At 71.9% G+C, this 22,224-nt stretch carries 25 protein-coding genes and 1 pseudogene; 16 read left to right on the top strand and 10 right to left on the bottom strand.

Features of this window, described 5'->3' with window-relative positions; genetic code table 11:
- Positions 1 to 5: 5 nt before the first annotated feature.
- From ACFV9M_RS09180 to ACFV9M_RS09165, 4 genes are read left to right on the top strand one after another with little or no spacing between them, the layout of a single operon-like run.
- Positions 6 to 449 carry a GPW/gp25 family protein gene (locus tag ACFV9M_RS09180; protein WP_385073963.1) on the top strand — a complete coding sequence of 148 codons (444 nt, stop codon included), beginning with the start codon at positions 6 to 8 and terminating at the stop codon, positions 447 to 449.
- Complete coding sequence (locus ACFV9M_RS09175; protein WP_385073965.1) at positions 449 to 2,407, top strand: putative baseplate assembly protein; 1,959 nt, start codon at positions 449 to 451, stop codon at positions 2,405 to 2,407. The genes ACFV9M_RS09180 and ACFV9M_RS09175 overlap by 1 nt, the downstream gene beginning before the upstream one ends.
- The gene (locus ACFV9M_RS09170; RefSeq protein WP_385073968.1) at positions 2,404 to 2,973 is read left to right on the top strand and encodes a phage tail protein; all 570 of its coding nucleotides are present in this window, start codon (positions 2,404 to 2,406) and stop codon (positions 2,971 to 2,973) included. Before ACFV9M_RS09175 ends, ACFV9M_RS09170 begins: the two co-directional genes overlap by 4 nt.
- Positions 2,970 to 4,346 (top strand): NADase-type glycan-binding domain-containing protein, encoded by a 1,377-nt coding sequence (locus ACFV9M_RS09165; protein WP_385073971.1) that lies wholly within the window; start codon positions 2,970 to 2,972, stop codon positions 4,344 to 4,346. The genes ACFV9M_RS09170 and ACFV9M_RS09165 overlap by 4 nt, the downstream gene beginning before the upstream one ends.
- A 336-nt stretch (positions 4,347 to 4,682) precedes the next feature.
- Here the strand turns inward: ACFV9M_RS09165 and ACFV9M_RS09160 are convergent, their stop codons facing one another.
- The 3 genes from ACFV9M_RS09160 to ACFV9M_RS09150 all read right to left on the bottom strand — a co-directional run bounded on the left by ACFV9M_RS09160 (position 4,683) and on the right by ACFV9M_RS09150 (position 8,276).
- A complete protein-coding gene (locus tag ACFV9M_RS09160) occupies positions 4,683 to 5,981 on the bottom strand; it encodes an LCP family protein (RefSeq protein ID WP_385073974.1) in 1,299 nt (432 codons plus the stop codon).
- A gap of 391 nt (positions 5,982 to 6,372) precedes the next feature.
- Positions 6,373 to 7,503, bottom strand: coding sequence for a hypothetical protein (locus ACFV9M_RS09155; protein ID WP_385073977.1), 1,131 nt, complete (start codon positions 7,501 to 7,503; stop codon positions 6,373 to 6,375).
- Positions 7,504 to 7,598: 95 nt separating this feature from the next.
- Positions 7,599 to 8,276: a flavin reductase family protein gene (locus ACFV9M_RS09150; RefSeq protein WP_385073980.1), complete on the bottom strand. Its 678-nt coding sequence runs from the start codon at positions 8,274 to 8,276 to the stop codon at positions 7,599 to 7,601.
- 254 nt (positions 8,277 to 8,530) lie between these two features.
- On the opposite strand from ACFV9M_RS09150, the gene ACFV9M_RS09145 reads away from it, so the two are divergent.
- The 3 genes from ACFV9M_RS09145 to ACFV9M_RS09135 all read left to right on the top strand — a co-directional run bounded on the left by ACFV9M_RS09145 (position 8,531) and on the right by ACFV9M_RS09135 (position 11,620).
- On the top strand, positions 8,531 to 9,481 hold the full coding sequence (locus ACFV9M_RS09145) for a glycoside hydrolase family 26 protein (protein WP_385073981.1): 951 nt from the start codon (positions 8,531 to 8,533) through the stop codon (positions 9,479 to 9,481).
- Positions 9,482 to 9,534: 53 nt separating this feature from the next.
- Positions 9,535 to 10,548, top strand: coding sequence for a M23 family metallopeptidase (locus ACFV9M_RS09140; RefSeq protein ID WP_385073984.1), 1,014 nt, complete (start codon positions 9,535 to 9,537; stop codon positions 10,546 to 10,548).
- Positions 10,549 to 10,738: 190 nt separating this feature from the next.
- Complete coding sequence (locus ACFV9M_RS09135; protein WP_385073987.1) at positions 10,739 to 11,620, top strand: sulfotransferase family protein; 882 nt, start codon at positions 10,739 to 10,741, stop codon at positions 11,618 to 11,620.
- 16 nt (positions 11,621 to 11,636) lie between these two features.
- Here the strand turns inward: ACFV9M_RS09135 and ACFV9M_RS09130 are convergent, their stop codons facing one another.
- Positions 11,637 to 12,182, bottom strand: a complete 546-nt coding sequence (locus ACFV9M_RS09130) for a hypothetical protein (protein WP_385073990.1) — start codon at positions 12,180 to 12,182, stop codon at positions 11,637 to 11,639.
- 207 nt (positions 12,183 to 12,389) lie between these two features.
- Between ACFV9M_RS09130 and ACFV9M_RS09125 the strand changes: the two genes are divergently transcribed.
- Positions 12,390 to 12,890: a hypothetical protein gene (locus tag ACFV9M_RS09125; RefSeq protein ID WP_385073992.1), complete on the top strand. Its 501-nt coding sequence runs from the start codon at positions 12,390 to 12,392 to the stop codon at positions 12,888 to 12,890.
- On the opposite strand, the gene ACFV9M_RS09120 is transcribed toward ACFV9M_RS09125, so the two are convergent.
- Genes ACFV9M_RS09120 through ACFV9M_RS09110 form a run of 3 tightly spaced genes read right to left on the bottom strand, consistent with a single transcriptional unit; the run spans position 12,884 to position 14,541 of the window.
- Positions 12,884 to 13,189 carry a hypothetical protein gene (locus ACFV9M_RS09120; RefSeq protein ID WP_385073993.1) on the bottom strand — a complete coding sequence of 102 codons (306 nt, stop codon included), beginning with the start codon at positions 13,187 to 13,189 and terminating at the stop codon, positions 12,884 to 12,886. The two genes, ACFV9M_RS09125 and ACFV9M_RS09120, sit on opposite strands and share 7 nt — an antisense overlap.
- The gene (locus ACFV9M_RS09115) at positions 13,189 to 14,079 is read right to left on the bottom strand and encodes a hypothetical protein (RefSeq protein WP_385073995.1); all 891 of its coding nucleotides are present in this window, start codon (positions 14,077 to 14,079) and stop codon (positions 13,189 to 13,191) included. Before ACFV9M_RS09115 ends, ACFV9M_RS09120 begins: the two co-directional genes overlap by 1 nt.
- A gap of 33 nt (positions 14,080 to 14,112) precedes the next feature.
- A complete protein-coding gene (locus ACFV9M_RS09110) occupies positions 14,113 to 14,541 on the bottom strand; it encodes an ATP-binding protein (RefSeq protein WP_385073998.1) in 429 nt (142 codons plus the stop codon).
- A 204-nt stretch (positions 14,542 to 14,745) separates the two neighbouring features.
- Between ACFV9M_RS09110 and ACFV9M_RS09105 the strand changes: the two genes are divergently transcribed.
- The 4 genes from ACFV9M_RS09105 to ACFV9M_RS09090 are packed head-to-tail and all read left to right on the top strand — an operon-like array spanning position 14,746 to position 16,206.
- Positions 14,746 to 15,597 carry a helix-turn-helix domain-containing protein gene (locus ACFV9M_RS09105; RefSeq protein ID WP_385074001.1) on the top strand — a complete coding sequence of 284 codons (852 nt, stop codon included), beginning with the start codon at positions 14,746 to 14,748 and terminating at the stop codon, positions 15,595 to 15,597.
- Positions 15,598 to 15,605: 8 nt separating this feature from the next.
- Positions 15,606 to 15,806 carry a DUF397 domain-containing protein gene (locus ACFV9M_RS09100; protein ID WP_385074003.1) on the top strand — a complete coding sequence of 67 codons (201 nt, stop codon included), beginning with the start codon at positions 15,606 to 15,608 and terminating at the stop codon, positions 15,804 to 15,806.
- Positions 15,803 to 16,003, top strand: coding sequence for a DUF397 domain-containing protein (locus ACFV9M_RS09095; RefSeq protein WP_385074006.1), 201 nt, complete (start codon positions 15,803 to 15,805; stop codon positions 16,001 to 16,003). Before ACFV9M_RS09100 ends, ACFV9M_RS09095 begins: the two co-directional genes overlap by 4 nt.
- Before the next feature lie 29 nt (positions 16,004 to 16,032).
- A complete protein-coding gene (locus ACFV9M_RS09090) occupies positions 16,033 to 16,206 on the top strand; it encodes a hypothetical protein (protein WP_385074008.1) in 174 nt (57 codons plus the stop codon).
- 123 nt (positions 16,207 to 16,329) lie between these two features.
- On the opposite strand, the gene tnpA is transcribed toward ACFV9M_RS09090, so the two are convergent.
- Positions 16,330 to 16,746 carry an IS200/IS605 family transposase gene (gene tnpA, locus ACFV9M_RS09085; protein ID WP_385074045.1) on the bottom strand — a complete coding sequence of 139 codons (417 nt, stop codon included), beginning with the start codon at positions 16,744 to 16,746 and terminating at the stop codon, positions 16,330 to 16,332.
- Between the two features lie 25 nt (positions 16,747 to 16,771).
- Between tnpA and ACFV9M_RS09080 the strand changes: the two genes are divergently transcribed.
- The 3 genes and pseudogenes from ACFV9M_RS09080 to ACFV9M_RS09070 all read left to right on the top strand — a co-directional run bounded on the left by ACFV9M_RS09080 (position 16,772) and on the right by ACFV9M_RS09070 (position 18,715).
- Positions 16,772 to 17,995, top strand: a complete 1,224-nt coding sequence (locus tag ACFV9M_RS09080) for an RNA-guided endonuclease InsQ/TnpB family protein (protein WP_385074009.1) — start codon at positions 16,772 to 16,774, stop codon at positions 17,993 to 17,995.
- 58 nt (positions 17,996 to 18,053) lie between these two features.
- Positions 18,054 to 18,392, top strand: a pseudogene (locus ACFV9M_RS09075) (GNAT family N-acetyltransferase); the annotation flags it as partial.
- A gap of 8 nt (positions 18,393 to 18,400) precedes the next feature.
- Complete coding sequence (locus ACFV9M_RS09070) at positions 18,401 to 18,715, top strand: hypothetical protein (RefSeq protein WP_385074012.1); 315 nt, start codon at positions 18,401 to 18,403, stop codon at positions 18,713 to 18,715.
- Positions 18,716 to 18,774: 59 nt separating this feature from the next.
- On the opposite strand, the gene ACFV9M_RS09065 is transcribed toward ACFV9M_RS09070, so the two are convergent.
- Entirely contained in the window at positions 18,775 to 19,512 is a 738-nt protein-coding gene (locus ACFV9M_RS09065; RefSeq protein ID WP_385074014.1) for an MOSC domain-containing protein, read from the bottom strand.
- A gap of 144 nt (positions 19,513 to 19,656) precedes the next feature.
- Between ACFV9M_RS09065 and ACFV9M_RS09060 the strand changes: the two genes are divergently transcribed.
- A complete protein-coding gene (locus ACFV9M_RS09060; RefSeq protein ID WP_385074017.1) occupies positions 19,657 to 20,436 on the top strand; it encodes a DUF4142 domain-containing protein in 780 nt (259 codons plus the stop codon).
- A gap of 22 nt (positions 20,437 to 20,458) precedes the next feature.
- Here the strand turns inward: ACFV9M_RS09060 and ACFV9M_RS09055 are convergent, their stop codons facing one another.
- Entirely contained in the window at positions 20,459 to 22,129 is a 1,671-nt protein-coding gene (locus ACFV9M_RS09055; protein ID WP_385074019.1) for a glycoside hydrolase family 13 protein, read from the bottom strand.
- Between the last annotated feature and the right edge of the window lie 95 nt (positions 22,130 to 22,224).

Genomic DNA, 22,224 nt, shown 5'->3' with positions numbered 1-22,224 from the left:
CTCTGATGGCCGAACAGTTCGTCGGGTCCGGGTGGGCGTTCCCCCTCCGGATCGGGCCCACCGGAGGCATCGCCCTGGTCAGCGGGGAACGCGAGATCGAGGAGGCCGTCCGGCTGGTGCTGTCCACCGCGCCGGGTGAGCGGCCGATGCGCCCGGAGTTCGGCTGCGCCATCCACGACCTGGTGTTCGCGCCGGTCAACGAGGCCACCGCCGGCCGCATCCAGCACGAGGTGTACGTCAGCCTCGACCGCTGGGAACCGCGCATCGAGGTGCACGACGTCGAGGTCACCGCCGGCGCCGAGCAGGGCGTGCTGTTCATCGACGTCCGCTACTCGATCCGCGGCACGAACAACCCGCGCAGCCTCGTCTTCCCCTTCTACGTCATCCCGTCCCACGACGAGCCGGACCTGCCGGGCTCCACGGGTACGGCTTCCGAAAGCGACCGCTGATGGCCCTGCCCTCCCCCAACCTCGACGACCGCCGCTTCCAGCAGTTCGTCGACGACGCCAAGCGCTACATCCAGCAGCGCGCCCCGGAGTGGACCGACCACAACGTCTCCGACCCGGGCGTGACCCTCGTCGAGACGGTGGCCCACATGGCCGACCAGATCGTCTACCGGCTCAACCGCGTGCCGGACAAGAACCACCTGGCCTTCCTGGACCTCGTCGGCATCACCCTCTTCCCGCCCTCGGCCGCCCGCACGGACGTCACCTTCTGGCTCTCCGCCCCGCAGGAGGAGCCCGTGCTGCTGCCGCTGGGCACCGAGGTCGCCACCGTGCGCACCGAGAGCGAGGAGGCCGTGGTCTTCGCCACCGAGCGCGAACTGACCGTGGTGCCGTGCTCGTTGCGCCACCTCGTGGTGCAGCACAAGGGGGACCCGGTCACCGACCGCACCACCGACCTCGCGGAGGGCAAGGACGTCTTCTGCTTCGCCGAGTCCCCCACCCCCGGTGACTGCATGCTGCTCGGCCTGAGCGCCGCCGTACCGCACTGCGCGGTGGTGCTGGAGCTGGACAGCCGCGTGGACGGTGTCGGCGTCGACCCGCGCCAGCCGCCCCTGGTGTGGGAGGCGTGGACGGAGGACGGCTGGCAGGAGTGCGAGGTCGACCGCGACGGCACCGGCGGCCTCAACCGCCCCGGCGAGGTCGTCCTGCACGTCCCCGGCGGGCACGTGCTGTCCCGCTCCGGCGGCCAGGAGGCCGGCTGGCTGCGCTGCCGCGTCACCGAACCCCTCACCAACCAGCCCTTCTACACGACCTCCCCCACCGTCCGCTCCGCGGAGGCCTTCACGGTCGGCGGCACCGCCCCCGCCATCCACGCCGAGACGGTGTACGACGAGGCGCTCGGCGAGTCGACGGGCCTGCCCGGCCAGCGCCTGCGCCTCGCCCACACCCCCGTCGTCGGCGACGACCCGCCGCTCCTGCTCCAGACCGCCGAGCACGACGGCTGGGTGGACTGGGGGGTCGTCCCCCACTTCGCCGCCTCCGGGCCGCACGACCGGCACGTCACCCTCGACGCCGCCACCGGCGAGATCGCCTTCGGGCCGGCCGTCCGCGAACCCGACGGCACCCTGCGCCAGTACGGCGCCGTCGCCCCCAAGGGCGCCGTCGTCCGCGCCCGCCGCTACCGCACCGGCGGCGGCCGCGCCGGCAACGTCGCCCGGGGCTCCGTCCAGGTCCTGCGCACCTCCGTGCCGTACGTCTCCGAGGTCGTCAACCGGGAGGCCGCGCGCGGCGGCGTCGACGGCGAGACGGTCGAGGAGGCGAAGGTCCGCGCCCCGATCACACTGCGCGCCCAGGAGCGGGCCGTCACCCTGCGCGACTACGAGGAGCTGGCCCGCCGCGCCGCCCCGGAGACCGCGCGCATCACCTGCCTGGAGGGCAGCCCGGACGAGTACGGCTCCTACGCCGTGCGGGTGCTGGTGGTCCCCCAGGCCGTCCCCGACCCCGGCGGCCGGCTCCGCTTCGAGCAGCTCGTCCCCGGCGACGCCCTGCTCGACCGCATCACCCGCCACCTCGACGAACGCCGCCTGATCGGGACCCGGCTGGCCGTCGGCCCGCCCTACTACCAGGGCGTCACCGTCGTCGCCACCGTGCACGCCTTCCGCGGCGTCGACACCGACCGGGTGCGGCGCCAGGCCCACGACGCCCTCTACCGCCACCTCGACCCGCTGACCGGCGGCGCCGACGGGCGGGGCTGGCCGTTCGGCCGTCCCGTGCAGTCCGGCGAGGTCTTCGCGGTCCTCCAGCGCGTGCCCGGCGTCGAACTGGTCGACCAGGTCATCCTGCACCCCGCCGACCCGCTGACCGGCAAGCGGGGCGACGCGACCGACCGCATCGACCTGTCGGCGCCCGCCCTGGTGTTCTCCTACGACCACCGGGTCCGCGTGATCGGGGACAGCGCGTGAGGGGCTCGGTCGACGGACTCGGCTCCTCCGCGCCCATCGGGGCGATGCTGCCGGCCGTCTTCGCCGACGACGACCTCGCGCAGCGGTTCGTCGGCGGCCTCGACGACGTCATCGCGCCGATCCTCAACGTCCTCGACTGCCTGCCCGCCTACTTCGACCCGGCCCTCGCCCCCGCCGACTTCACCCAGTGGCTGGCCGGCTGGGTCGGCGCCGAGACCGACGGCACCGAGCCGGAGGCGAGGCTGCGGGCCGCGGTCGCGGCCGCCGCCCACCTGCACCGGGTCCGGGGCACCCGGCGCGGCCTGGCGGAGGCGATCCGGCTGGCCTTCGGGGTGGAGCCGGAGATCTCCGAGAGCGGCGGCGCCGCCTGGAACGCCCGCCCGCTGGGCCCGTTCCCCGGCGAACCCCGCCCCCATCTGCACGTCACGCTCCGTCTGTCCGACCCCGGCCCGGCGGACGAGCACCGGCTGGAGGCCCTCGTGGCCGCCGCCCGGCCCGCCCACATGCCCTACACGGTCAAGGTGACCCCTGCCCTGACCGCCGCCGAAAGGATCCCGGAGAGATGACCACCCAGAACTGCGCCGAGTGCGGCACCCGGGCGGAGCCGGGCCAGTCCTTCTGCGACGGCTGCGGAGCCGTACTGGGCTGGACGGAGCGTTCCCCCGCCCGCACCGCGGCCGAGCCGGCACCGGAGGCCCGCCGGCAGTCGGCCCCGGCGGAGCCGGAGCCGGCGGCGCGCCCGGCGGCCACCGTGGCCACCGCCGGCGCACCGGACGCCTCCTCGACGGCCGGCCCGTCCCGGACGCCGGACGCCTCCCCGGCGCCCGCCGCCTCCGCGGCGGCGGACGACGACGACACCGCGGAGACCCCGCTCCCGGCCGTGCCTCCGGACGAGCGCGCCCCGGCGCGCGGCGAGGCCGGGTCGACGGCCGCCCCGGCCGCCGACGACACGGCCCCCACCGAGCCGGTCCCCGCCGGCGCTGCCGCCTCCACCTCAACGGCCGCCTCCGCGTCGGGCTCCGCGTCCGCCCCGGACGACACCATGACGGCCCGGGCGCGTTCCCTCCTCGTCCCGGTGGCGGACCCGGAGGCGCGGCCCACCCCGCCGCCGACCGTCGTGCCGGTGCTGCCGGGCCGGCCGGTCGCGGAGCGGCCGCAGGTGCGCGCCGTGGGCCCCGAGCTGGGCGACGCGAACGGGCTCCCGTGCCCCTGGTGCTCCACGCCCAACCGCCCCGACCGGCACTACTGCACCCGCTGCGCGATGCCGATGACCCGGGAGGACCACTCGTTCGAGCGCCGGTCGTGGTGGCGCCGCCTGGTGGACTGGCGCAACCGCGAGACGCCGTGGGCGGGCGAGCGCCCCCGGCTGCGCCGCACCTTCGACCGGATCGTGACCTGGGTGGTGGGCGCGGCCGTCCTCAGCCTGCTGATCTGGGTCGGGGTCAACACACCGGACTGGATCCAGGCCACCCGCGACCACTTCGCCAAGCGGGCCCCGGTCGCCCCGGACACGATCGCCGCCTCCCGCTCCTACCCAGGGCACAAGCCGGAGCTGGCCTTCGACAAGATCAACAACAGTTGGTGGGGCCCCGGTGTCGCCCAGTCCGGCGAGGGCGAGTGGATCGAGGCCCGCTTCTCCGAACCGACCCGCCTGCTGGACCTGATCATCACCCCGGGCGTCTCGACCCGCGCCGAGCAGCTGAGCGAGTCGGCCCTGCCGCACCGCATCAAGGCGACGATCACCCTGAAGGACGGCACGACCACGACGAGGGAGCTCACGCTCGACCAGAGCGCCGGCGGCCAGCGCCGCGGGTTCCGCGTCGGTGAGGTGATCAAGGTCCGCTTCACCATCGAGTCGGCCTACGCCGCCTCGGATAGCAAGCAGGTCTCCATCGCGGAGATCGAGTTCTTCGGCCGCTCGAACGCCAACGCGACCTGACCGACCCCACCGACCCACACGCGTCACCGTCCGGGCCGCACGGCCCGGACGGCCCAGCCCGGACGGGACGGCCCGGACGGCCCCGATGTCAGCCGGGAGCCGGCACAAACGAACGAGGCCCATTCCGTGTGACACGGAATGGGCCTCGTACTGGAGCGCCGGGCAGGCCTTGCACCTGCATCTCCCCGCAGGAAGCGGGACGTCTTTCCTTGGACCACCAACGCAGAACCGTTTCGCCGTTGTTGTGGCGACCAGCTCGTGATCAACTCTACAGCACCCCGGCCGTCACGCAAACCACAGCCGCACCACGAGTCACCCCATCAGCTCCCGCACCGGTCAGCCGAGTTCGTCGACGTCCAGGTCGGGACCCACGACGAGCGTGACCTCGCCCCCGGCCGCCTCCGCCGACGCCGACGAGGACACCCCCGACACCGGCAGGCGCGAGGAGAGGACGGCGGCCTGCTTCTCCAGGCCCGCCGGGTAGCTGACGGCCGTCTCGCTCGCCGACTCGGGGGCGTTGCCCGTGCCGGTGACGGTGAAGCCGGCCGCGCTCAGCTTCTCGGCGACGGCGGCGGCGCGTCCGCCGATGCCGGTGCCGTTGAGGACCCGGACGCGGACGGCGGAGGCGTACACGAGGTCCTTCACGGCCGTCTGCAACTGCGCCTTGGTCGTCTCCTCGTCCTTGGCCAGGGAGGTGAACAGGTCGGCGGCCTGGGGGTACTGCCAGACGACATTCGCCTTGTCCGCCGGGACGTCCGCCTCACGCGGGTAGTTGGGCACGGTGAGGAAGGACAGCCGGTCGGTGGGTATGCCCTTGAGTTCGTCGGCGAGGGCGTAGATCGGCTGGATGCCGGCCAGGTCCGGGTCGGTCGTCAGCGACTTGGTCGCCGACTGGAGGAAGCCGTACAGCGCGTTGGGGCTGGTCAGCTTGGACTTGGCCTTCTTCACCAGGGCGTTCATGAACTCCTGCTGGCGGCCGATGCGTCCGATGTCGGAGCCGTCGCCGACGCCGTAGCGGACCCGGACGTAGCCGAGGGCGGTCTCGCCGTCGACGGTCTGGCAGCCGGCGTCCAGGTCGAGGCGGGCCTTGTCCGACCTGATGGCCTGCTCGGGGCAGACCTCGATGCCGTCCAGGGCGTCGACCATGCCCTTGAAGCCGGAGAAGTCGACGGACATGAAGTGGTCGATGCGCAGGCCCGTGTGGGCCTCGACGGTCTTGATGCTGCACGCGGCGGCCTCGGCGACCTCACCGCTGGTGCCGCCGATCGCGAACGCCTCGTTGATCTTGGCCTTGTGCGGGGTGGACGTCCGGCCGTCGCCCATGTCGCAGGCGGGTATCTCCACATAGGAGTCGCGCGGGAACGACACGACCGCGGCCCACTTCCGGTCGGCGGGGACGTGCAGCACCATCAGCGTGTCCGACTGCATGGTGGTCAGGTCCTTGCCGTACTTCGCGTTCGCGCCGTCCCGGCTGTCGGAGCCGACGACGAGGATGTTCTGGGAGCCCGGACTGAGGTTCTCGGGCCGGTCGCCGCCCAGCTTGTCGTCCACGTCGGCGGCGTTGATGTTGTCGTTGAGGTCCTGGTATATCCACGCGCCGACCCCGCCGACCGCGAGGACGACCACCGAGGTCACCCCCGCGCCCCACGCCAGGACCCGGCCGCGCCGCGTCAGCCGGGCCTTCCCCCTGCCCCTGCCCGCGCCCCTGCCCGCGCCCCTGCCCCCGCCCGTGCCCGTGCCCGCACCCGTGCCCGCACCCGTGCCCGTCCCGCCGGACCCTCCCGGCGGCATCCGCCGACGCCTTCCCGTACCGCTCACCGGCGCTCGCCCCTCCGCTCGGCCGTCCACCCCGTACACCGTGCTCGGATCGTTCGGCGTCGGTCACCGCCGGACGACGGGACCCTGCACGCAGACAGAAATACGTCCCGAGAACACAGACGACTCATCCGTCCCGAACGTTGCGTCCGCCACGGAGGTTCGTCCACGGCGACCGGTACCCCCGCGGCACCCGGCGGAACCGGTTCCCCTAGCGGGGCCGCAGCGGCCCGGCCATCCGGTGCACCTCCGGCCACACCGCCGGCCGGGCCTGCTCGGTGAAGACGGGGACGTAGGGCCACAGCACCGGATGGCCGTCGTGGAAGAGCGGGGAGGCGCCCCAGACGACGCCGTTGCGGTCCGTGTAGTGCTGCCAGAACCGGGCGTGGCCGAGGTTGACGTCCGTGCGCAGGCGTTCGACGAGGGCCGGGGGCAGGGTGGGCGGCGGGGGCGCGGGGGGCCGCCAGTGCGGCAGCGGGCCCCGGAAGCCGACCCCGTGGCGGCGGCGCAGCAGGACGATCTCGACCACGGCGGTCACGGTGACGCCGGCCGGGCCGGCGAACAGGGCCACGTAGTAGGACGGCGTCGGCTGCGCCCCGGGGTAGGCCTCCACGGCGTCGACGAGGACGGAGTGCGCGAGGGCCGTCAGCCACACCAGCGGGACCGAGGCCAGGGGGCGGACGAGGGGGTGGCCGCCGACGCTGAAGGAGTTGCGGTGGATGAGGAAGAGCACCGAGCCGAAGAACACCGTCAGCCAGGGGAGGAAGACGACCAGGAGGACGAACCAGGCCGTCCGCTCGGGTTCGTAGTCGTAGCCGTTCAGCATCCAGACCACGAACAGGCCGCAGAAGGCGGCGGTGATCAGGGCGGTCAGCAGCGGGCGCAGGCACAGCCGGGCCACGGTGGCGCGGGCGCCGGGGCGGGCCAGGGCGATGAGCGGGACGCAGGCCACGAGCAGGGCGACCGGCCCGGTGGCCAGCATCAGGACGCTGTCGGTCATGGCCTGCCCGAGGGAGTCGAAGAAGCCCCCGCCGGTGAACAGGTGGATGACGAAGAAGAGCACGCCGAGCCCGAGCAGCGCCCTGGGCAGCAGCAGCCGTTCGATGAGCGGGTCGGCCGCCTGCCCGGCGAGGGAGGTGACGACGGGCTGCCCCGGCGCGGCCAGACCGAAGGCCTCGGCGGCGTTGAACCGGAAGGCGTGGAACGGGCCGTAGATCCGCCGGGCCAGCCGCCACGGCAGGAGCACGTCCAGCAGCCAGGCGGCGGGCCCGGTCAGCAGGGCCGGGGCGACGGGAGGTGTGCGGTAGGGCGGCCGGTCGTAGCCGTCGGCGGTGGCGCTCATGACGTCGTTGACTCCCCCGGGTCGACGGATCACGTCCAGGACCACTCATCCTGACATGTCCGCCGCCAACGCTCCCGTGTATTGAACGGCGTTGATCAGTCCCGTTCCCCTTCCCGCTCCCCTTCCCTCGGCGTCTCGGACCGGAACCCGTGGCCGAGTTCGGGGGCGAGGCCGTGGTAGTGGCGGAAGTTGTAGATGAGCGGGCTCCACGCCGACGGGTCGATGTACTGGGTGCCGGGGACGACGACGGAGGCGTCGGCGTGCACGCGCAGCACCTCGCACTCGACCGTCCAGAAGTGCCCGTCCGCCCCGCCCGGCGCCATCGACCGCACCGACGCCTCCAGTTGGAGCGGGCACTCGGCGACCCTCGGCGGCCGTACCGTCTCGGCGGGCTGCGAGGTGAGTCCCGCGACCGCGAACTTGTCGCCCTCGTGGCGGTAGACCGCCCGCTTCGCCTCCGGCACCGGGTCCGCGCCGGTGAGCGGGGCGAGCGCCTCGACCTGCCGCCACAGTCCCGGCCCCGGCAGGTTGATCACCACCTCCGGCCGCGCGGCCAGGTTCTCGGCGGTACGGCTCTCCCGGCCCACCCCGAGGACCACGGTGTACCCGAGCGCCCACGCCGAGGAGACGGGCGCGAGGTTGGGCGTGCCGTCGGCGTTCTCGGTGGCCAGCAGGGCCACGGGCGTACCGAAGTACAGGATGCTCGGGGAAAGGACCACGTGCCGGCCGGCGACGGCCCCTCCGACTGCCCCTCCGACTGCTGCTGCGCTCATGCCGGGAACGCTAGGCGCCCGACGCTTCGCCGTTCGCCGAAACGTGGTCGCACGCGCGTCCGAACCGTGTCCCCGGTCCGGGTGGCCCGTGGGGCGAGTCGGCCGCCGGGTGGGGCGGCGACCGGCATGCTGGGCCGGTGTTACGGCTCCCACGCGTCCTTCCCCGCGCTGTCCCTCGCGTTCTCTCACACGCTTCCCCGCGCTCTTCGCCGCGCTCGCTCACGCGTGTCCTCCCGTTCGTACTGACGGCCCTCGTGCTCCTCCTCGCGGGTCCGGCCTGTGTGCCCGTCGGGGCCGGGGCGTCGGACGGGCGGGCGGGGGCGCCGGCGGGGGACGGGACCGCCTTCGGGGCGTACGTCGGGTACGACGCGGCCGCGGTGCCGCGGATCGCGGGGCTCGACGCGTGGGTGGGGAAGGCCACGCCGGTGGTCGGCCGGGCCTACCTGCCCGGGGACCGGTGGAGCCGTATCGAGGGGGAGCCCGGTCATCTGGAGCACTGGGCGCGATGGCGCGGGGCGCGTCCCGAGCGCATGTTCGTGCTGAACGTCCCGATGCTGGCGCGGAACGAGGAGCGTCTGCCCGACTCCGTCGTGCGCAACGAGCTGGCGAAGGGCGCGGGCGGCGCCTACGACGGGCACTTCCGGGTGCTGGGGCGGCGGCTCGTCGCGCTCGGGCTGGCCGACACGGTGCTCGTCCTCGGCTGGGAGATGAACGGCGTGTCGTACACGCACCGCTGCGGCCCCGACCCGGCCGCCTGGAAGCGCTACTGGGCGCGGATCGTCCGGGCCATGCGGGCCGTGGACGGGGAGCGGTTCCGGTTCGAGTTCGCGCCCAACCGGGGGCGCGACGCCGTCCCGTGGACCGCGTGCTACCCCGGTGACGCGCACGTCGACATCATCGGCATGGACGCCTACGACCAGCCCGCGGGCATGTCCTTCGCGGAGCAGGTCACCGAACCGTACGGGCTCGCGGCGCACGTGCGGTTCGCCGCCGAGCACGGCAAGCCGTTCGCGTACCCGGAGTGGGGGCTGTACCGCAACGGCGACAACCCCGACTACGTGCGCGGGATGCTCAATTGGTTCGCCCGGCACCGGCCGCTCTACCAGAGCATCACCGACTACTGCCCGCACGGGGTGTGGCAGTGCCGGCAGAATCCCCGGTCGTCGGAGGTGTACCGGGCCCTGGTGGGTGGGCCGTTCGACTGAGGGCGCGGCGCGTCTGACGGACCGTCGCCGAACCTCGGTCCGATGATCCCAAGATGCGACGAGAAGACCCCGCGCGCCCCCTCCACCCGTGCCTCGACGCCACGACCGATTCCGGGTGCGCGGCGACCACCGATGCCGTGTCCGCGGACCGTTCCCCTGCCGACACGACAGCCGGCGGCCCCGGCGGGACGACGGCCGGCGTCCCTGGTGAGACGACGGTCGGCCTCCCCGCCGGGACGACGGTCGGCCTCCCCGCCGGGGCCGCCGTCCTGGCCGTCCTCCTGGCCGCCGCCCTGGTCGCGCTCGCCGCGGTGCCCGCCGACGCCGGGAGCGACGGCGTCCGCGAGCGGGCCGCCCGGGTCGTGCGCGACCACGAGCAGGCCCGCGAACGGGTCGACCGGCTCCGGCGGACGGACGCCCGCACCCCGGACGTCAAGGCCGCCGAAAACCGCCGCAGGACCCTCCGCGACGATCTGTGGGACCTGCTGGGACCGGCGGCGCACGACAACGGCGACCCGGTCGCCGTCGACCCGGCGGGACGGGCCGGACACTGCGCCGTCCCCGCCCGGCCGTCCGAGGGCGACCGGGACCGGAACCGGGCGAAGGCGGACGACGGCGAGAAGCACGAGCGCGAGCGCGTGAAGTGGACCGTGCCGACCCGCGACTACTGGCTCTCCGCCGGCTACGCCGACAAGGGCTCCCGCTGGGCCCACCGGCACACCGGTCAGGACTTCGCGGTGGCCGCCGGCACTCCGGTGTACGCCGTCGGCCCGGGTGTCGTCCGGGTCACGACGTGCGGCGACGGCTTCGGGAACCAGGTCGTGGTCCGCCACCCCGACGGGTACTTCACGCAGTACGCCCACCTCTCCCGCATCGACGTCCGCAAGGGCGAGCGGGTGGAGGCGGGCCGGCGCCTCGGACTCGCCGGCGCCACCGGCAACGTCACCGGCCCCCACCTGCACTTCGAGGTGCGGATCACGCCGTACATGGGGTCCGCGGTGCCGCCGTTGCCGTGGCTGCGGAGGAAGGCGGTGCGGGTGACGCCGGAGCAGCCGGGCGTCGACTGAGGCCACACTGCCGGGGCCCTGTTGACGGGTAACCGACAGCAAGTCACAGAAACACCTAAGAAAGCAGCAAATGCGCTGGTCAGGCCATCCCTGGCGGCATTTCCGGCTCCCGTTGTTCGCCTGCGGGACACATGTTGTCCGCTTGGGGCACCTGGGATGCGGAGCCGGAGCCAGGGAGGAAGGTGTCATCGTGCGAGACCCGCGTCTGACCGCGATAAGCAAGGGGCTGAAGCGCCGGGGGAGGCTCGTGGCGCAGGCGGTGAGCCCGCCGAGGCGCGCGGTGAGCACCGTACCGGCGCAGCGGCCCGTGACGGACGGCGGCGACGGCTACGTGGCCCCGCGGGCCGCTCGGCTGGTGGAGTCGCCGGTGTTCGTGCTGTCCTCCGTACGCTCGGGGTCGACGCTGCTGCGGGTGCTGCTCAACAGCCACAGCCGTATCCGAGCCCCGCACGAGATGCACCTGCGGACGCTGCACGTCCAGCTGACGCGCGGGTTCACCGCTGCCGCCATGAAGGAACTGGAGCTGGACAAGGAGGAGTTGGAGCATGTGCTGTGGGACCGGGTGCTGCACCTGGAGCTGAACCGCAGCGGCAAGGACGTCATCGTCGACAAGACGCCGCCCAACAGTCTCATCTGGCCGCGGCTGCACCGATGTTGGCCGGACGCGCGGTTCGTGCTGCTGCTGCGGCACCCGGGCGCGATCGTCGCGTCCCTGACCAGCCGCCGTACGGATCCGGACCGGGAGGCCATCCTCGCCGAGGTGCTCGGCTACTGCGAGAAGCTGGAGGAGGCCCGGCAACGCCTCGACGGCGCCCATGTGATCACGTACGAGGAGCTCACGGCGGAGCCGGAGCGCGTCACCCGGGGCCTGTGCGGCTTCCTGGGCGTGCCGTGGGAGAGCGGGATGCTCGACTACGGGCGCAACGACCACGGCACGTTCCGTCCGCAGCTCGGCGACTGGAGCAGCACCATCAAGTCGGGCCGCATCCAGCCGGCCCGCACCGCCGCCCCGGACGCCGACCTCCCGCCACGACTGGCCGGGTTCGCCCGCGCGTGGGGCTACGAGGCATAGGCAGGCCCCGGCCTGCTCAGACGGGACGAGCCCGCGTCCCCGTCGTGCCCGTCGTGCCCGTCGGCCGGTAGACGGCCAGCGCCCAGATCACGAACACGTCGATCGCGATCAGGATGATCGACCAGACCGGTGCGTACGGCAGGAACAGGAACTGCAGGACCAGGCTCAGCGAGGCCAGCACGATGCCGGCGGCGCGGGCCCAGGCGGCGCCCTTGAGCAGGCCCCAGCCGGTGACGGCCGCCACGACGCCCACGATCAGCAGGAGCCAGCCCCACCCGGTGAGGTTCATCTCGTAGACGTACTCGCCGATCCGGGCGTACACGTCGTCCTGGGCGATCGCGGCGATGCCCTGGAGGATGGCGAGGACGCCGTTCACCAGCATCAGCACACCGGCGAAGACGACCCCGCCGGCCGCCCAGCCGGCCTCACCCGCCGGGTGGCCGCCGGCCCGGCCGGTCACGTGGTAGCCCGTGCCCTGGTGGGACGGGTCCCACACGGGCGACTCCTGGGGGTCGGCGTCGGGCTGCCGGCTCGGGTGGGACTGCGACGGCTGCTCGCTCATGGCTACCCCGCTCTTCTCGCTGCCCCCGCGCCGGGCCGTCCCGTCGCGGGCGGTTCTCCCTCGACCATCCGCGCGACGGCGGTCCGTCACCACGAGGGGTGGGCCGTCCGGGTGAACCAGGGTGCGGGGGACGGCGTGGCGTCTTTCACTGGAGACGGTCCCCGGTAAGGGCCGGACCCGACCGGACGCCGCAGGAGGTAGATCCCCATGGCAGCTCACCGAACGCGCGGGGCGAGCGGAGCCGCGCCGACGGCGGTGGCGGTGGCGTGCGCCGTCCTGCTGTCCGCCGCGCTGTCCGGCTGCACGGACGACACCGACCCGTCGTCCGTGGCCAGCCGCGCCGCCTCCGCCGCCGAGTCGGTCGGCAGCCGGGCCGCGTCCGGCCTCGCGTCGGCCACGGCGGAGGCCGGCCGCAAGCTGGACAGCATCAAGGGCGGCGTCGAGGCCAAGGACGAGGTGAAACTCGGCGCCCCCACCGCCGACGGCGACCGCACCACCGTCAAGGTCACCGCCACCAACTCCGCCGACTCGACAAAGTCCTTCTCCGTCCAGGTCGACTTCAAGGACCCCGACGGCACCTGGCGGGACACGGTCCTCGTCACCGTCGCGGACGTACCGGCGGGCGAGAAGAAGACGGCCACGGCCCGCAGCACCCACCAGCTGCCGGGCAACGTGCGGGCGGAGGTGCCGCGGGCGGTGCGCTACTGAGGGCGGGGCGGGGCGGTCAGGAGGGGCGCGCTGAAGAGGTCCTCCGCCCGCTCCGCCCGGAGAGCCCGGCTGGCCCACGCGGCGAGCACGTCGAGGTCGGAGCAGGCATGCACCTGTGCGCGGACATCGTCGGAGACCTGAATCCCACGGAGGAGGAGAATCAGGACGACCATCTCCGCCCGTCCCTGAAGACGGCCTTTCCTGAGGGCCGCTTCGCGGCCCTCCTTGCGGCCTTCCACGCGCCCCTCCTCGCGCACCTGCTCCGCGAACGGGTGCCGCCAGAAGTACTGCGTGGCCATCAGAGGGTGTCCTCGATGAAGATGTCCTCCGCCTTCTCCACGTGCGTGGCCCGATCGAACCAGAGGGCGAGCGTGTCGAGGTCGGAGCAGGCATGCACCCGCTCGCGGACAGCGTCGGAAACGGGGATGGCACGGCGGCCGAGCATGCGGATGACCATATCCGCCTGCCCCCGAGCACGGCCTTCCACGCGTCCTTCCTCGCGCACCTGTTCGGCGAGCGGGTGCCGCCAGAAGTACTGGATCGCCGTCATCAGGTCCCTCCACATCTGCCGGGCCTGGTCGTCCGCCAGGCACGAGTCGACGAACTGCACGAAGACCGCGGCGGTGTCGCGGTCGATGGTCCGCAGGGCTGCCGCCAAGGAATCCAGTATGGCGGGGGCCTGCCGCCCCCGGCCGTGTGTCATGGCCGAGAGCACCGCGAGTGGTACGTCCTGTCCGGCCTCCCGCTCGTCCTTGATCACCGGCACGTTGTCCGGGCCGAGGACGAACGGCCGCACCGTCAGCGACGGACACCCGGCCACCCCGAGGTGAATGGGCTCGGCCGCCCAGCGGGCCGTCGCGCTGTTCTGCGTGACGACGATGAGCACCGGCTCACAGCGGTACTTCTCGTACAGGTAGCTGAGGTAGTACGGCCAACTGCCGCGCTTCCTCTCGTCCGGCTTCCCCTGCGACTCCACGACCAGCAGGTACGTGCCCTCGCCGGTCTCAGCCCGCAGCAGCGTGTCCACGCGGCGCTCGACCGGTTCGATCTCGGTGAGGTCCACGTTCATCGCCGCGAAGTCGTACGGGTCGGGGAACGGGACCTGCAACACCTTCTGGAGGGCACGGGTCAGCAGCGCGGGGTCCTTCTGGAAGATGCGGTGCATGGCCTCGTGCGACGAGCCGACCATCGGCTCTCCTTTCTGTCCGACGTGATCAACGAGCTACGCGGTGGCCAGGTCACACCACACGTATTTGCCGCGCTGCCCGAGGCGGGACAGCGGCTGCCAGCCCCAGACGTCCGCGCAGGCCCGGACCAGGGCCAGGCCCCGGCCGTCCTCGGCGTCGTCGGCGAGGTCGTCGAGCTTCGCGGGCGGGTCCGGGGGTTCGGGGTCGGCGTCCCAGGCCCCGACGCGCAGGACGCCGTCGGCGTAGCGGATGCGGAGGGCGGCGGGGCCACTGGTGTGCCGCACGGCGTTCGCGAGCAACTCGCTCGCGATCAGCTCGGCAGTGTCGGTGAGGTGGGCGAGGCCGTGCAGGGTGAGGATCAGGCGCAGGGTGCGACGCGAAACGGGGACGGCCCTGGGGTCGTTGGGGATGTACAGGGAGTACTCCCAGGGGGCAGAGGTGGTGACAGTGGTGGTTTCGGGCATGCGTCAGCTCCAATCCGGGGGGCGGGAGGGATCGAGGGCGCGGTGGCATTGCCGCAACCGTCATGGCAGGACGGAGCAGCGCGCTTCCGCTGAGTGATGTGCGCGTCACTGACGGTAGACCTAGTCTTATAGGCACAGCAAGCCGATCGCGTAACCTTGCCCCCGAACGAGTCGCACTTGAGGGTGCGTTGGAAGGACGAGCCCATGGGGTTGAGGAGTGAACCGACAGCACGTCAGGTGCGGCTGGCGGTCGAACTACGCAGGCTGCGCGAAGCAGCCGGCCTCACAGGCCGCGAGGCGGCCGCGCTCCTGGGAGTCAGCTCCGCCCAGATCAACCACATCGAGTACGGGCTCACAGGCGTGAGCGAGAAGCGGTTGCGCAGTCTGGCCGCTCATTACGCCTGCATGGATGCGGAGTTCGTCGACGCTCTGGTAACCATGGCGACCGATCGGACACGTGGCTGGTGGGAGGAGTACCGCGGCCGGTTGCCCTCGTCGTTTCTCGATCTCGCGGAGCTGGAACATCACGCCACGTACAGGATGGATGTGGAGTTCCTCCATGTTCCCGGACTGCTTCAGACGGAGGAATACGCTCGCGCGGTGTTCGGGTACCGCGTACCGGCGCTTCCCGTCGAGGACCTCGAGCTGCGCGTAGGTCACCGGATGCAGCGCAAGGCAGTGATCGAAGGCCCGGTTCCGATTCCGTACGAGGCGGTGGTCCATGAGGCCGCCCTGCGCATCAGAGTCGGCGACCGAGCCGCGACGCGAGCCCAACTGCTGCGCATCCTGGAAGTGTCCGACGCGGAGCACATCACCGTACGGGCGATCCCTTTCGATCTCGACGGCTTCGCCGGAGCCACGAACGCCATGATGTACGTGGGTGGCGTCATACCGAAGCTGGACTCGGCAATGCGTGACGGGCCTCAGGGGGCGGCATGCATTGATTCCGAGGCTCAACTGGCCGCGTTTCGCACACTGTTTCGTAAGGTGGAGTCGGCATCACTCGACCCCGAACGGTCGCGTGACTTCATCCACCGGTTGGCGAAGGAACTGTGAGGCGCACTGTGATCACTGCCGACAACTGGCAGAAGTCGTCATTTTCGGGAAGTGGCGACGGCAACAACTGCCTGGAACTCGCCTCCACCCCCACCACCCTCCACCTCCGCGAGAGCGACGACCCCGCCACCGTCCTCACCACCACCGCCACGCCTTTCACCCACCTCCTCCGCTCCTTGCACGCCAATCGTCTGAGTGCCAAGCCATGAGGCGCCCCCTGACCGAGCCCGACGACTGGCAGAAGTCGTCCTACTCCGGCCCGGACGACGGCAACAACTGCCTCGAACTCGCCTCCACCCCCACCACCCTCCACCTCCGCGAGTCCGACGACCCCGCCACCGTCCTCACCACCACCCGCACTCCGCTCGATCACCTGCTCAACGCGGTACGCTCCAGGGCCATTTGAGGACCAGTACGCCAGGAGCGACCGCCGACATGATCTCCCTGCGCGAAGTGCGTGACAGTGACCTGCCCGTCTTCTGGGAGCACCTGTCCGACCCCGCGGCGCAGCACGTGGCCGCCGTGACCAGGAAGTACCACTACGACCGGGAGCAGTTCGACGGCTACCGGAATTCATTCGCAGTGCATCGGCCTTCAGGCCGGTGGTGAAGCGAATCTGATGGTGGCGACGCGGAGCGTCGCGGATTCAGGTCCGGCGGAGCCGGACACCGCAGTTCCTCGCCTTTGGCGCGGAGCGTCGCGTGGGCTTCTCCCGGCGGAGCCGGGCGGTGCTCACACCGGCCGGTTCTGCTGTTCGATGTACTGCCTGACCACGCTGAGCGGGGCGCCGCCGACGGTTCCGGCGAAGTAAGACCCGGACCACAGCTTGTTGGCCCTCCAGTAGTGGCGCACCAGGTCGGGGAACTCCTGGCGGAGCCTTCGGGAGGAGACACCCTTGAGGGAGTTGACCAGCTTGGTCACGGCGACCTTGGGCGGGAAGTTCACCAGCAGGTGGACGTGGTTGTCCTCACCGTTGAACTCCACCAGGTCGCACTCGAAGTCCGTACACACCGAACGCATGATCTCCTCCATACGCCCCAAGTGGGCATCGGTGAACACCTTGTGGCAGAACTTGGTCACGAAGACCAAGTGGACGTGCATCACGAAAGCGCAGTGCCTACCAGTTCTGATCTTCTGCATGTCGCCCATAACCCAAGTATGTATCGTGATGGTCATGCAGCTCCGGTACTCCTTCAGGCTGTACCCGGACACCGGCCAACAGCGGGCGTTGGCAAGGGCGTTCGGGTGCGCCCGTGTCGTGTTCAACGACGCGGTCCGCGCCCGTGAGGACGCCAGAGCGGCCAAGCAGCCGTTCCCCAAGGCCGCAGAGCTGTCGAAGAGGCTGATCACCGAGGCGAAGCAGACGGTGGAGCGGTCCTGGCTGGGCGAGGTCTCCGCGGTGGTGCTCCAGCAGTCCCTGCGGGACGTCGAGACTGCGTACCGCAACTTCTTCGCCTCCCTCAAGGGCGATCGCAAGGGGCCCAAGATGGGTGCCCCCCATTTCAAGTCCCGCAAGGACAAGCGGCAGTCGATCCGGTTCACCGCCAACGCCCGCTGGTCCATCACCGACAAGGGGCGCCTGAACCTGCCGAAGATCGGCGCGGTGAAAGTGAAGTGGTCCCGCACGCTGCCCACCACGCCCTCCTCCGTCACCGTCATCAAGGATGCGGCCGGAAGATTTTTCGCCTCCTTCGTCATCGACACCGACCCCGCCGCTGACGCGGCACGGATGCCCGAAACCGACCGCACCATCGGCATCGACCTCGGCCTCACCCACTTCGCGGTCCTCTCCGACGGCACGAAGATCGACTCACCGCGCTTCCTGCGGCGCGCGGAGAAGAAGCTGAAGAAGGCCCAGAAGGAACTGTCCCGCAAGCAGAAGGGATCGAAGAACCGCGCCAAGGCCCGCCTCAAGGTCGCCCGCGCCCACGCCGAAGTCACCGACGCACGCCGCGAGTTCCACCACCAGCTCTCCACGAAACTGATCTCCGAGAACCAAGGGATCGCCGTGGAGGACCTGTCGGTGGCGGGACTGGCCCGCACCAGACTGGCCAAGTCCGTGCACGACGCCGGATGGTCATCGTTCATCGGCATGCTGGAATACAAAGCCGCTCGGTACGGCCGCACCCTGGTCAAGATCGGCCGGTTCACCCCGACCTCCCAGACCTGCTCCACCTGCGGCGCCGTGGACGGACCCAAACCCCTCAACGTCCGGGAATGGACCTGTACCGCCTGCGGCAGCGTCCACGACCGGGACCACAATGCCGCGATCAACGTGAAGACGGCCGCCGGACTGGCGGTATCGGCCTGCGGAGCGCCGGTAAGACCAGGAGCGATCCCGGCACAGCGCGAAGAAACAGGAAGCCACGGATTCCCGACCGAACCCTGTGCCGCGTAGCGGCACAGCAACAAGTCGAGAAGGCCAGAATCCTCGGGCTTCAGCCCGAGGAGCAAGTCAATGGGCGAGGATCCGCGCCAACCCTGACATCGTGATCCGCACGGTGCTCGCCGACGGGGAAGTGGTCGGCCACGCCTCGGTGTACGGGCCGCCGGACGAGCGCTCGGTCACGTACTGGATCGACCGGTCCCACTGGGGACGCGGCATCGCCACGGCGGCGCTCAGCGCGCTGGTCGGTCTGGTCGGCACCCGGCCGCTGCACGCCCGCGCGGCGGCCGACAACGCCGGTTCGATCCGGGTGCTGGAGAAGTGCGGCTTCGTCGTCACCGGGCGGGGCAGGGGCTTCGCCCAGGCTCGCGGCGGCGAGATCGACGAGGTCGTCCTCCTCCTGAACTGAGACAGGCTGTGAACTCTCCTGACGCTGAGGCCGAGGAGGCGGGCACGGCCTGTCTGCTCGGTCTCGTCCGTTCACTCGTCACCACGCACGTGTCGTGGAAACCGCTGTTCATCGGTGCGGTCATCACGGACGGCGAGCGCATTCGCCTCTATTTCCGTTCGCCCGAGCGGGACCGTACGTACGGTGTGGACGTGAAAATCAGCAATACCGGACCCGGCCTGCTCGGCGCTCTGGTGTCCCCGGCCTTCCTGGCGAACGAGCATCTGCACCGGCCTTCCGACGATCCGCACTGTGACGTGGTCGTGGATCTCACCGATTACTGAGCCTTCTGCGGGGCCACCGATCGGGTGACGCCGACGAGGTGGCCGTCAACACATCTCCGTCAGCGCCGCTCCGTCACCACGTCCCCCACCGCCACCTCCCCCTCCCGCGCCACCGTGAAGTACGCCCCGAACGCCACGCCCTCCGGCTCGCGCCGGTAGGTGGACAGGGTGCGGAGGGGTTCCGGGCCCGCCCGGCGGCCCGTCTCCTGGTCGACCATGGTGACGGCGCAGCGGATCGTGCGTTCGGTGAAGGTCAGTTCCGTGCCCGCGATGGACAGGTGGGCGGTGGTGTCCTCGGTGTGGGGGACGGTCCAGCCGTCGATCACGAGGTTGGGGCGGAAGCGGTTCATGGGGAGGGGCGGGGCGCCGCGCTCGTCCAGTTTCCGGTTCAGGTGGTTGAGGCTGGCGCGGGAGACGATGTGCAGGCGGTTCATGGTGCCGGTCGCGCCGTCGGCGTCGGGGCGGTCGCGCCGGAGCCGGGTGGGGCGGCCCAGGAGCTGGGTCAGCCAGCGCGCCGCCGCCTCCTGTCCGACCGCCTCCTCCGAGTCGTGCACCCGCAGTGGCTCGTGGCCGGGGGCCCGGAGGGTCAGGGCCCCGGTCGCCGGGTCGTGCCCGGGGGTGATCAGGGCCAGCGCCGGGTCGCCCCACTGCCAGCGCGGCTGGCCGGTCTCGTCGACGATCACGTACGCGCGGTCGTGGGCGAGGCCGGCGGAGGTGAGCCGGGCCCGGGGGACCGGTATGCCGGCGCAGCCCTTCACCGGGTAGTAGGTGAGTTCCGTGACCCTCGCCGTCGTCATGGGCGACGCCCCCTCGGTCCCGTCGGCCGAAATTCCCGCGCGGACCGGTGAATTCCCGGGGCTCCGCGTCCGTACTCCTGTGTGTACGGCCCCGCCGAGCACGGCGTTCGCGCGGCGGGCATCCCCGAACGGGCAGGAGGAACGGTGCGCTTTTCGCGGAACACGGTGGGAACCGCCTTCGTGGGCGGCGCTCTGAGCCTGACCCTCGTGGCCCTCGCCTATCCGTCGATGCTGGGGCTGGAGACGGTGTCCACCTCGAACGACCGGATCATCGCCAACACCCAGTGGGGTCCGCTGACGGAGGGCGACCGGGACTTCGTGGTCAAGGTGCGGGCGGCCGGGCTGTGGGAGTACCCGCTCGGAGTGATCGGGTTACAGAAGGGGCAGAGCGAGGCGGTCAGGACCGCCAGCGAGCACCTGGTCGACGGGCACGCGGCGCTCGACACGACCTGCCGCAAGATCGCGCCCATGCTGAACATCACCCTGCCCAACGTGGCCAGCCCGCAGCAGGTGGGCTTCGTCAACCAGATCAACGCGAAGACGGGCCAGGACTTCGACTACGAGTTCGCCAACATCCTGCGCCAGACGCACGGCTCCATCTTCAACACCGTCGCGAAGATCCGCTCCACCACCAAGAACTCGCTGGTGCGGGCGCTGGCCGACCAGGCCAACGACACCGTCCTCGACCACATCACGGTGATGGAGAAGACCGGCATGGTCGACTTCGACCAGTCGCTGTTCCAGCAGACCAGCCCGCCGAAGCTGCCCGCGTCGGACCTGACCCCGCCGCCCCCGGCCGCCGGCCAGCCGACCATCGTCCTCACGCCGCCGCCGACCGCCACGTCCACCCCCGTGGACATCGACGCCGCGTCCGTGGTGGGCGGAGTCACCCCGGCGCCGACGCCGACGCCGACGGCGGGGTAGCCGGTCCTCCATCAGAAGCGCACTAGGCCAGCCAGACCGTGGTGTCGGGGCCGAGCCGCCCGTCGCCGTCCAGGGGCACGCTGCTCAGCAGCACCTCCCCGGGCGGCAACGGCACCGGCGCGTCCGACAGGTTGGCGACGCACCGCCAGCCGTCGGAGCGGGTGAAGGCGAGCACACCGGGCGGGGTGCCGTCCGCCCAGACCAGTTCCTCGCCCTCCAGCAGCTTGCGGCGCAGCCGCAGGGCCGTGCGGTAGAACTCCAGGGTGGAGCCCTCCGCGCCGTCCTGCGCCGCGACGGCGTACCGCGCGAACGACGGCGGCTGCGGCAGCCACGCCCCGCCCGCGCCGAAGCCGTACGACGGACCGGACGTCGTCCACGGCAGCGGCACCCGGCAGCCGTCACGGCCCTTGCGGACCCGGCCCGACTGCTCCCACAGGGGGTCCTGGAGGACCTCCACGGGCAGGCCGGCGACCTCCGGCAGCCCGAGTTCCTCGCCCTGGTAGAGGTACGACGATCCCGGCAGCGCCAGCATCAGCAGGGTGGCCGCGCGGGCGCGGCGCAGGCCGGCCTCCTCGTCGACGGGCGGGGCGTGGCCGGCGGACAGCAGCCAGGCGTTGGTGTCCGTGCCCGGCGGGAGCGCCAGACGGGAGGCGTGGCGGACGACGTCGTGGTTGGAGAGCACCCAGGTCGCGGAGGCACCGACGGCCCGGGCGGTGGCGAGGGAGGACGTGATGACCTCGCGGACCGCCGCCGCGTCCCACGACGCTTGCAGGTACTCGAAGTTGAAGGCCTGGTTCAGTTCGTCGGGGCGGGCGTACCGGGCGCGGCGGGCGCCCGGGACCCAGGCCTCGGCGACCGCCGTGCGGGGCGGCGAGTAGGCGTCGAGGAGGCGCCGCCAGTCCCGGTAGACGTCGTGGACCTCGTCGCGGTCGTAGAAGGGGTGGGTGCCCGGCTCCATCCCCTCCAGCGCGTCCTCGGCGCTCAGCGCGGGCGCCCCCAGGTCGCGCAGCGGCTCGCGCAGGTCCTTGACGAGGGCGTGCGCCACGTCGACGCGGAAGCCGTCGACGCCCCGGTCGGACCAGAAGCGCAGGGTGGTGCGGAAGTCCTCGCGGACCTCCTCGTGGCTCCAGTCGAGGTCGGGCTGCTCGCGCGCGAAGAGGTGCAGGTACCACTGGCCGTCGGGGACGCGCTGCCAGGCGCTGCCGCCGAAGACGGACTGCCAGTCGGTGGGCGGGAGTTCGCCGTGCTCGCCCCGCCCGTCGCGGAAGACGTAGCGGGCGCGGGCGGGTGAGCCGGGGCCGGCCGCCAGCGCCTCCTGGAACCAGACGTGCCGGTGGGAGGTGTGGTTGGGGACGATGTCGACGATCACCTTCAGGCCGAGCCGGTGCGCCTCGGCGACCAGCGCGTCGAAGTCGTCGAGCGTGCCCAGGCGCGGGTCGACGTCCCGGTAGTCGATGACGTCGTAGCCGCCGTCGGCCAGTTCGGAGGGGTAGAAGGGGCTCAGCCAGAGCGCGTCGACGCCGAGCGCCCCCAGGTGCGCGAGGCGTTCGGTGACGCCCCTGAGGTCCCCGAGCCCGTCGCCGTCGGCGTCGGCGAAGCTGCGCGGGTACACCTGGTAGACGACGGACTGGCGCCACCAGTCGGGGTTGCGGGAGGACAGGTCGGCCACGGGAGCGGTGTCGTAGTCGGTCACGCACAGAAGCCTGTCCACTGTGCGGGGGAAGACAACGTCCGCGCCGCCGTGCGCGCCCTCCCGGCGCTGCCGTGCGCACCCTCCTGCGCGGGGGG

Source organism: Streptomyces sp. NPDC059895, from assembly GCF_042731035.1.
GTDB lineage: Bacteria > Actinomycetota > Actinomycetes > Streptomycetales > Streptomycetaceae > Streptomyces.
This window is presented reverse-complemented; position numbering and strand designations above follow the sequence as displayed.

What these genes read in the sequence shown, in the direction of transcription:
- ACFV9M_RS09125 (WP_385073992.1), top strand. Translation starts at nt 12,390, where the DNA reads ATGGCAGCTCACCGAACGCGCGGGGCGAGCGGAGCCGCGCCGACGGCG.
- ACFV9M_RS09150 (WP_385073980.1), bottom strand. Translation starts at nt 8,276, where the DNA reads ATGAGCGCAGCAGCAGTCGGAGGGGCAGTCGGAGGGGCCGTCGCCGGC.
- ACFV9M_RS09065 (WP_385074014.1), bottom strand. Translation starts at nt 19,512, where the DNA reads ATGACGACGGCGAGGGTCACGGAACTCACCTACTACCCGGTGAAGGGC.
- ACFV9M_RS09080 (WP_385074009.1), top strand. Translation starts at nt 16,772, where the DNA reads ATGCAGCTCCGGTACTCCTTCAGGCTGTACCCGGACACCGGCCAACAG.
- ACFV9M_RS09105 (WP_385074001.1), top strand. Translation starts at nt 14,746, where the DNA reads ATGGGGTTGAGGAGTGAACCGACAGCACGTCAGGTGCGGCTGGCGGTC.
- ACFV9M_RS09120 (WP_385073993.1), bottom strand. Translation starts at nt 13,189, where the DNA reads ATGGCCACGCAGTACTTCTGGCGGCACCCGTTCGCGGAGCAGGTGCGC.
- ACFV9M_RS09110 (WP_385073998.1), bottom strand. Translation starts at nt 14,541, where the DNA reads ATGCCCGAAACCACCACTGTCACCACCTCTGCCCCCTGGGAGTACTCC.
- ACFV9M_RS09175 (WP_385073965.1), top strand. Translation starts at nt 449, where the DNA reads ATGGCCCTGCCCTCCCCCAACCTCGACGACCGCCGCTTCCAGCAGTTC.
- ACFV9M_RS09115 (WP_385073995.1), bottom strand. Translation starts at nt 14,079, where the DNA reads ATGGTCGGCTCGTCGCACGAGGCCATGCACCGCATCTTCCAGAAGGAC.
- ACFV9M_RS09095 (WP_385074006.1), top strand. Translation starts at nt 15,803, where the DNA reads ATGAGGCGCCCCCTGACCGAGCCCGACGACTGGCAGAAGTCGTCCTAC.
- ACFV9M_RS09130 (WP_385073990.1), bottom strand. Translation starts at nt 12,182, where the DNA reads ATGAGCGAGCAGCCGTCGCAGTCCCACCCGAGCCGGCAGCCCGACGCC.
- ACFV9M_RS09155 (WP_385073977.1), bottom strand. Translation starts at nt 7,503, where the DNA reads ATGAGCGCCACCGCCGACGGCTACGACCGGCCGCCCTACCGCACACCT.
- ACFV9M_RS09165 (WP_385073971.1), top strand. Translation starts at nt 2,970, where the DNA reads ATGACCACCCAGAACTGCGCCGAGTGCGGCACCCGGGCGGAGCCGGGC.
- tnpA (WP_385074045.1), bottom strand. Translation starts at nt 16,746, where the DNA reads ATGGGCGACATGCAGAAGATCAGAACTGGTAGGCACTGCGCTTTCGTG.
- ACFV9M_RS09180 (WP_385073963.1), top strand. Translation starts at nt 6, where the DNA reads ATGGCCGAACAGTTCGTCGGGTCCGGGTGGGCGTTCCCCCTCCGGATC.
- ACFV9M_RS09140 (WP_385073984.1), top strand. Translation starts at nt 9,535, where the DNA reads ATGCGACGAGAAGACCCCGCGCGCCCCCTCCACCCGTGCCTCGACGCC.
- ACFV9M_RS09090 (WP_385074008.1), top strand. Translation starts at nt 16,033, where the DNA reads ATGATCTCCCTGCGCGAAGTGCGTGACAGTGACCTGCCCGTCTTCTGG.